This window comes from Bacillus cereus group sp. BfR-BA-01382, from assembly GCF_022663475.1.
In the GTDB taxonomy this organism is placed as follows: Bacteria; Bacillota; Bacilli; order Bacillales; family Bacillaceae_G; genus Bacillus_A; species Bacillus_A thuringiensis_S.
This window is the reverse complement of sequence record NZ_JAKUFQ010000287.1, coordinates 1-459: the sequence shown is the minus strand read 5'-3', so window position 1 is coordinate 459 and position 459 is coordinate 1. Positions and strand designations below refer to the sequence as shown.

Genomic DNA, 459 nt, shown 5'->3' with positions numbered 1-459 from the left:
ATCCCGAAGGTCCAACTAAAACAAAAAATTCGCCCTTCTTAATATGAACCGATACGCCTTTAACCGCTGTCTCTTCTGCATTTTTATATACCTTTGAAACATTTTTCAATTCAATCACAAGGTTGCACTCCTTTTTTCTTCATGTATCCATACTTCATAATGACTTGTTGAAATCGCACTTGCTCCTGCACGAATTGCAATTTCCGCATCTTCTCGCGTTTGAATCAGCCCGCCTGCAATAATAGGAAACTCTATTTCCTCTGCTAGCTGTTTAATTATAGAAGGCATAATCCCCGGCATAATCTCTACTGCATTTGGTTTAGTCGTTTTACAATTTTCAATTGATTTAGTAAGGGATAAAGTATCTACAATAAAAATACGTTGAATTGTTTTCAATCCAATTTTATTAGCATTTCGAATTGTCGAACCCTTTGTTGAAATAATACCTTGTGCCCCGAT

1 protein-coding gene and 1 pseudogene are annotated in these 459 nt (G+C 36.2%); both read right to left on the bottom strand.

Annotated elements, in window-relative coordinates:
* Positions 1 to 118: pseudogene (locus MR160_RS33970) on the bottom strand (ABC transporter ATP-binding protein); the annotation flags it as partial.
* Positions 115 to 459 (bottom strand): glycerol-3-phosphate responsive antiterminator (locus MR160_RS33965; RefSeq protein ID WP_242299235.1); only part of this gene is annotated, 345 nt, incomplete at its 5' end. The gene MR160_RS33965 and the pseudogene MR160_RS33970, both read right to left, overlap by 4 nt.